We start from the raw sequence: 6324 nt of genomic DNA on the forward strand, positions 1-6324 counted from the left end.
TGCTCTGAAGCCGTAACCATAATTGCAAACGAAGCGGGCTGCTCGTCATGAAGGACGCGCAGCCCGCAATCGTATTCAGAGATGTTTCGCTGTCTCCGTTTACCGCAAGGCGTCCAGAACCGCAGCAGTCGCCAGCATTTCCTGCCAGCGGTTTTCGCGGCGGCGGAAGGCTTCCTCGTCGGTTCCCCAATGCTCGATCTGCCAGTCTTCGTCGACATGCGCGGCCGTCCAGGCCTCTTCGGCCGTGAACCTGCCGGAGGCGAAGGCAAGCGCCAGCAGGGCCGAACCCGTCAGGCTGGTCACCGTATGAACGCAGGTGAGCCCGAGCGGAGTGGCGAAAGCGCGCAGGCCCTCGGCATAGGCCGAAAGGGCTTCCTCCGGCTGCTCCTGATGGATCACGCCTTCGGCGAGGATGAAGCGGGCGCCGAGCGTTTGCCGCGCCCAGTCGAGCACCGGGTTCCAGATCTCGTTCTGGCGTGCGACCAGGCCTTCCGGGCTGTCGGCGCGATAGCAGATCATGTCGGTTCCGGCGAAGCGCAGGATGTCGTCGAACACCGAGCGCTGGTCTTTCGCAACACCATCGAGCGCCGTGTTGACGATGCGGGTGACCGGCATTCGGGCGGGATCGATGACCTCGGCCTGTGCCTCCCATTCGGCGGCCAGCATATCGGCAAGCTTGCGTGTCGGCACGGCAAGCGGTTGCTTTGCTGGCGTGCGCACCGTGCGGCCGTCGAGCAGCACGGCGTGGGTGTCGCCTTCCGCCGCAGCGACGCTGACCGCCTTGTAGAAGCGCTTCGGCAGCGGCTTCAGCATCTGAATCTGTGCGCGGCGGACCGGATCCTCGTGGCTCATCGCACCGCTGAGCTCGTCGCGAATGTCAGGCATGATTGTGTTCCATCCATTCAATGATGTCTGCCGGCGTCTGCGCAACGAAATCGGCACCCGCCTCGATGAGATCGGGAACGGACGCATAGCCCCAGGCTACGCCGATGGCGGCGGCTCCCGCGGCCTTGGCCATTTGCATGTCGTAGATCGCGTCGCCGATGACGACCGTATCCTTCGCATCGATGCCCGCTTCCGAACAGCACTCCGTCACCATCGCCGGGTGCGGCTTGGAAGGGCAGTCGTCGGCGGTGCGCGAAACGAAGAAGATATTGTCGAAACCGTGGGTTTCGGAGATGTGAGTGAGGCCGCGCCGAGACTTGCCGGTGACGGCGCCGATCAGCAGCGCGTCCCGCGACGAGAGCGTCTGCATCATGTCGGCGATGCCCGGAAACAAAAGCTCCTGGAAGCCGGCTTCGCTGCGCACGCCTGCGAAGATCGACTTGTAGTGCGCAGTCATCGCCAGTGCCAGGTCGTCGACGTGCTCGCGGCCAAGCAGGCGGGCAATGGCGATGTCGAGTGTCAGGCCGATGATGCCCTTGGTTGCTGAAAGCGGCGGGCGCTCGCGATCGAATGCCTCGAAGGTGCGCGCCATCACCTCATGGATCAGCCCGCCGCTATCGACCAGCGTCCCGTCGCAATCGAAAAGCGCCAGTTTCATCAGTCGTCCTCGCCCGGCTCGTTCTCTTCAAAGCCCAGTAGGTTCCAGCTTTGGACCATGTGCGGCGGCAGCGGCGCGGTCACGCGCAGGCGACCGCCGTCCGGATGCGGGATATCGATATGGCGCGCGTGCAGATGCAGACGGTTCTGCATGCCGCCGGGCAGGCTCCAGTTGATATCGGCGTCGAAATACTTCGGGTCGCCGAGGATCGGGTGACCGATATGCAAGGCATGCACGCGCAACTGATGGGTACGGCCGGTATAGGGCTCCATCTCGAGCCAGGCGAGGTTCTGTGCCGCTTGCTCACGAATTCGGTAGTAGGAAATCGCGTGGTCGGCACCGTCCTCGCCATGCTTGGCGATGCGCATGCGGTCGCCGTCCGGCGTCTGTTCTTTGACCAGCCAGGTCGAGATCCGGTCTTCGCGCTTGCGCGGCACGCCTTTCACCAGCGCCCAATAGGTCTTCTTGGTGTCGCGCTCTCGGAAGGCGGCCGTCAGCTTCTGGGCGGCGCCACGCGTACGGGCAATGACCAGAACACCTGAGGTGTCACGGTCGAGGCGGTGCACCAGACGGGGCTTTTCGCCACGCTGATTGGTCCAGGCCTCGAGCATCTTGTCGATGTGACGGTTGACGCCGGAGCCGCCTTGCACGGCAAGCCCGGCCGGCTTGTTCAGCACGATCACCTTCGCGTCCTCATGCAGCACCATCCGCGACAGCAATTCTCCGTCGGGCGAGTGGCGAAGGTCGCGGCCGGCGATCGGGCCTGTCTTCGTCTCCTTCGCATCGACGCCAAGGGGAGGGATGCGCACCGTCTGGCCCGGCTGTAGGCGCGTGTCGGACTTGACGCGGCCGCCGTCGACACGGATCTGGCCCGAACGCAAAAGCTTCTGCAGCGGACCGAAACCCAGCCCCGGAAAATGCACTTTGAACCAGCGGTCAAGGCGCATGCCTGCCTCGTCACCGTCCACTTGCCTGTGTTCTATGCCTGCCATTTGAGCGAACCTGCTTTCTGTTCCTGCAGCGTCGCGCGTCAATCTGAAGCTCTTACGTTGCGATGGACGTAAGAAAACGCTTCAGGTGCGCAAGGGCTGCCGCAATCCTTTAACGGCTGCATGACAATGCCCCTGAAGCGATGACGGTTGAAGAGCAATGCAGCAACGCACCGCGTTTCCCTCAGGCTACGCAGCGCTCGTAGAAGCAGCCTTTAGACTATTGCGCGCATCAGAGCCAGCCCGCTGAAGACCGCAAGGAGCGAAAGCGCGACGCTGGCAACGACATAGATGACGGAAAGCATGACATCACCACGCTCGAAGAGCGTGATCGCATCCAGCGAAAAGGCGGAAAAGGTGGTGTAGCCGCCGAGAACCCCGGTGATGAGGAACACGCGCATTTCCGGCGACGCGCCAAACTTGCGCATGATCGCCTCTGCCAGCACGCCGATCAGGAACGAGCCGGTGATATTGACGCCGAGTGTGCCCCACGGGAAGCCCGCCCCGAGGCGATGGACGGTCCAGAGGCCGACAAGGTAGCGCAAGATCGAGCCGATCGCGCCGCCGGCTCCAACGAGAAGGAGGTGGGTCATCAGTCGCTCCGGGACAAAATCGGCCTAGGCCAGCCGTACGGCATGCCACTTCAGGTGATCGTCCATGAAGGTGGAGATGAAGTAGTAGGAGTGGTCGTAGCGCTCATGCATGCGCAGCGTCAGATCGATGCCGGTTCCCTTGACCGCATCCTCGAACAGCCACGGGCGCAGGCCGTTTTCGAGAAAGCTGTCCGCCTTGCCCTGGTCGATCAGAAATTCCGGGAAGCGCGCACCGTCCTTGACGAGGGCGCAGGCATCATATTGGCGCCAGGCGGCGCGGTCTGTGCCGAGATACTTTTCGAAGGCGCCGACCGACCAGTCGGCGGTCGAGGGCTCGACGATCGGCGCGAAAGCCGAGCAGCTCTTGAAGCGATCCGGGTGTTTGAGCGCAATGGTCATGGCGCCGTGGCCGCCCATGGAATGGCCGAAAATGCCCTGGCGGCTCATGTCCATGCGGAAGTGCTGGCTGACGAAAGCGGGCAGTTCTTCGGTGATGTAGCTGTACATCTGGTAGTGCTCGGCCCAGGGCTTCTCGGTGGCGTCGACATAGAAACCCGCGCCCTTGCCCATCTGCCAGTTCGTCAGTTCGTCTGGCACGTCGGCGCCGCGCGGGCTGGTGTCGGGGCAAACGATGATAAGCCCGAGTTCGGCGGCCATGCGCCGGTATTCGCCTTTCTCCATGACGTTCGCGTGCGTGCAGGTGAGGCCGGACAAGTACCAGAGCACTGGTCTCGGTTCCTTGATCGCCTGCGGCGGCACGAAGACGGCAAAGGTCATCTCGCCCTTGCAAGCCTCGGAATCGTGCGAAAAGACGCCCTGCATGCCGCCGAAAGCGGTGTTTTGCGAGAGGACCTTCATGAAATGCTCCTTGGGTAATGATGCTCAGCCGGCAAGCTGCACGGCCGCGTTGACGGCGGCGGCGACGAGCACGGTGTTGAAGAAGAAAGAAACGACGGCATGCATCAGATTGATGCGCCGCATGGCTGTTGTGGTGATGGCGACGTCTGAGGTCTGCGCGGTCATACCGATGACGAAGGAAAAGTAGAGGAAATCAAAACCGCCGGGCTCGGGTGTCTCGGGAAAGTCGAGGCCACGTGCAGGCTCCGGCGTCTTCGCATCCGCGGAAGGCACCCAGTATATGTGCGCATAATGCATCGCGGCCATCATATGGATCGTCGCCCAGCCGAGCACGACCGAGGCAAAGGCGAGGCCGAGCGCGAGTGCGGATCCTGTTTGCTGGGCGTTGAGCGCAAAGAACAGAGAGATGAGCGAGCTCGCAGCCGCACCGAATGTCACGAGGAGGATAACGAACTCGGGCTCGTCGGTGTTTCTGGCATGGGTCTTCAGGTGCCGCCCGGTCATCATCCGCAATCGCCGCCAGCACATGACGAGATAGACGCAGAAGAAGGTGATCGCAGCGCCTTCAAGTGCGAAGCGTCGCGCAACGAACCAGAGGACGGGCACGCTTGCGAGCGCGCATAGAATGGCGGTGTAGAAGGGCCAGTGCCTGAGCTTCGTCGTCGTCGCTGTCATCCAGATACCCCTGCGATCTGCAGCGGAAGCGGCTGCCGCACCGTCACTTTTTCGCCTGCCGTGCGAGTCGGTCAAGCGTTTCGAGGAAGGCGGATCGATCGCGCGGCGTGAAGGCGGCGTTGTAGCCCTTGCTCTCGCCGGTTTCACGCAAATGCTGCCCAAGATCGCGCATCGCCGAAGCCATGCCGATATTGCCCTTGTCGAAGATGCGTCCGGAAGGGCCGGTAACCAACGCGCCGGCAGCAACGCAACGCACGGCCAGCGGTACATCGGCGGTGACGACAACATCGCCCTCCTGCGCCCGTTCCGCGATCCAGTTGTCGGCCGCATCGAAACCCGCCGAGACGATGACGTTGTGTACCGTCGGGTCGCGCGAGGGGCGCAGGCCGGAATTGGCGACGAAAGTCACCTCTATTCCATGGCGTTCGGCCACCTTCAGGATTTCCGCCTTCACCGGGCAGGCATCGGCATCGACATAGATCATCTTGAATCAGTTTCTCAACGGGACTGAAAAGGCGCCGGAAATCAATCGACTCCGACGCCGTTCTGAATCGGATTGTGAAGCAATTCCAGGAAAAGTGCGAAGCGGTTTTCCGTCCGGAATTGCGTCGTTCAGGTTGTGAAGCAATTCCAGGAAAAGTGCGAAGCGATTTTCCCGGAATTGCGCCATTGCCAGCTTAGCTTAGTAAAGAACGACCGAACGGATGCTTTCGCCGGAATGCATCAGCTCGAAGCCCTTGTTGATGTCTTCGAGGGCCATGGTGTGGGTGATCATCGGATCGATCTCGATCTTGCCCTCCATGTACCAGTCGACGATCTTCGGCACGTCGGTGCGGCCACGCGCGCCGCCGAAGGCGGTGCCCATCCAACTGCGGCCGGTGACGAGCTGGAACGGCCGGGTGGAAATCTCCTGGCCCGCGCCGGCGACGCCGATGACGACCGACTTGCCCCAGCCGCGATGCGAGGCCTCGAGCGCCTGGCGCATCACCTTGGTGTTGCCGGTGCAGTCGAAGGTGTAGTCGGCGCCGCCGATCTGGTCGGCACCACGCTTGGTCATGTTGACGAGGTAGGGAACGATGTCGTCGCCGACCTCCTTCGGATTGACGAAGTGGGTCATGCCGAAGCGTTCGCCCCAGGCCTTCTTGTCGTTGTTGAGGTCGACGCCGATGATCATGTCGGCGCCGGCAAGACGCAGGCCCTGGATGACGTTGAGGCCGATGCCGCCGAGACCGAAGACGATCGCGGTCGCGCCCATCTCGACCTTGGCCGTGTTGATGACCGCACCGATGCCGGTGGTGACGCCGCAGCCGATGTAGCAGATCTTGTCGAACGGCGCGTCCGGGTTGACCTTGGCAACGGCGATCTCCGGCAGCACCGTGTAGTTGGCGAAGGTCGAGCAGCCCATGTAGTGATGGATCTTGTCCTTGCCGATCGAGAAGCGCGAGGTGCCGTCGGGCATCAGGCCCTGGCCCTGGGTCGAGCGGATCGCGGTGCAGAGATTGGTCTTGCGCGACAGGCACGACGGGCAGGAGCGGCACTCGGGCGTGTAGAGCGGAATGACGTGATCGCCCTTCTTCACCGAGGTGACGCCCGGGCCGACGTCGACGACGATGCCGGCGCCCTCATGGCCGAGGATGGCCGGGAACAGGCCTTCCGGATCGGCGCC

Annotated in this window: 8 protein-coding genes; all 8 read right to left on the reverse strand. The window is 62.7% G+C overall.

Translation table 11 applies throughout. The features are described from left to right. Positions 1 to 99 precede the first annotated feature (99 nt). Positions 100 to 885, reverse strand: a complete 786-nt coding sequence (locus ACTJKM_RS34670; protein WP_093232348.1) for an ATP12 family chaperone protein — start codon at positions 883 to 885, stop codon at positions 100 to 102. Beyond that, positions 878 to 1543 carry an HAD-IA family hydrolase gene (locus ACTJKM_RS34675; protein ID WP_058329557.1) on the reverse strand — a complete coding sequence of 222 codons (666 nt, stop codon included), beginning with the start codon at positions 1541 to 1543 and terminating at the stop codon, positions 878 to 880. The genes ACTJKM_RS34670 and ACTJKM_RS34675 overlap by 8 nt, the downstream gene beginning before the upstream one ends. Further along, on the reverse strand, positions 1543 to 2535 hold the full coding sequence (locus ACTJKM_RS34680; protein WP_057255592.1) for an RluA family pseudouridine synthase: 993 nt from the start codon (positions 2533 to 2535) through the stop codon (positions 1543 to 1545). Before ACTJKM_RS34680 ends, ACTJKM_RS34675 begins: the two co-directional genes overlap by 1 nt. A 212-nt stretch (positions 2536 to 2747) precedes the next feature. Next, positions 2748 to 3125, reverse strand: a complete 378-nt coding sequence (gene crcB, locus ACTJKM_RS34685) for a fluoride efflux transporter CrcB (protein ID WP_058329555.1) — start codon at positions 3123 to 3125, stop codon at positions 2748 to 2750. 24 nt (positions 3126 to 3149) lie between these two features. Continuing rightward, positions 3150 to 3983, reverse strand: coding sequence for an S-formylglutathione hydrolase (fghA, locus tag ACTJKM_RS34690; protein WP_058329554.1), 834 nt, complete (start codon positions 3981 to 3983; stop codon positions 3150 to 3152). A gap of 24 nt (positions 3984 to 4007) precedes the next feature. Further along, positions 4008 to 4658, reverse strand: a complete 651-nt coding sequence (locus ACTJKM_RS34695; RefSeq protein WP_058329553.1) for a DUF1345 domain-containing protein — start codon at positions 4656 to 4658, stop codon at positions 4008 to 4010. 43 nt (positions 4659 to 4701) lie between these two features. After that, entirely contained in the window at positions 4702 to 5142 is a 441-nt protein-coding gene (locus tag ACTJKM_RS34700) for a YaiI/YqxD family protein (protein WP_113478810.1), read from the reverse strand. A gap of 198 nt (positions 5143 to 5340) precedes the next feature. Continuing rightward, positions 5341 to 6324: zinc-binding dehydrogenase (locus tag ACTJKM_RS34705; RefSeq protein WP_440661838.1), on the reverse strand; the 984-nt coding region annotated here is incomplete at its 5' end.

It is taken from the genome of Ensifer sp. 22460 (assembly GCF_052044935.1).
Classification (GTDB): Bacteria; Pseudomonadota; Alphaproteobacteria; order Rhizobiales; family Rhizobiaceae; genus Ensifer.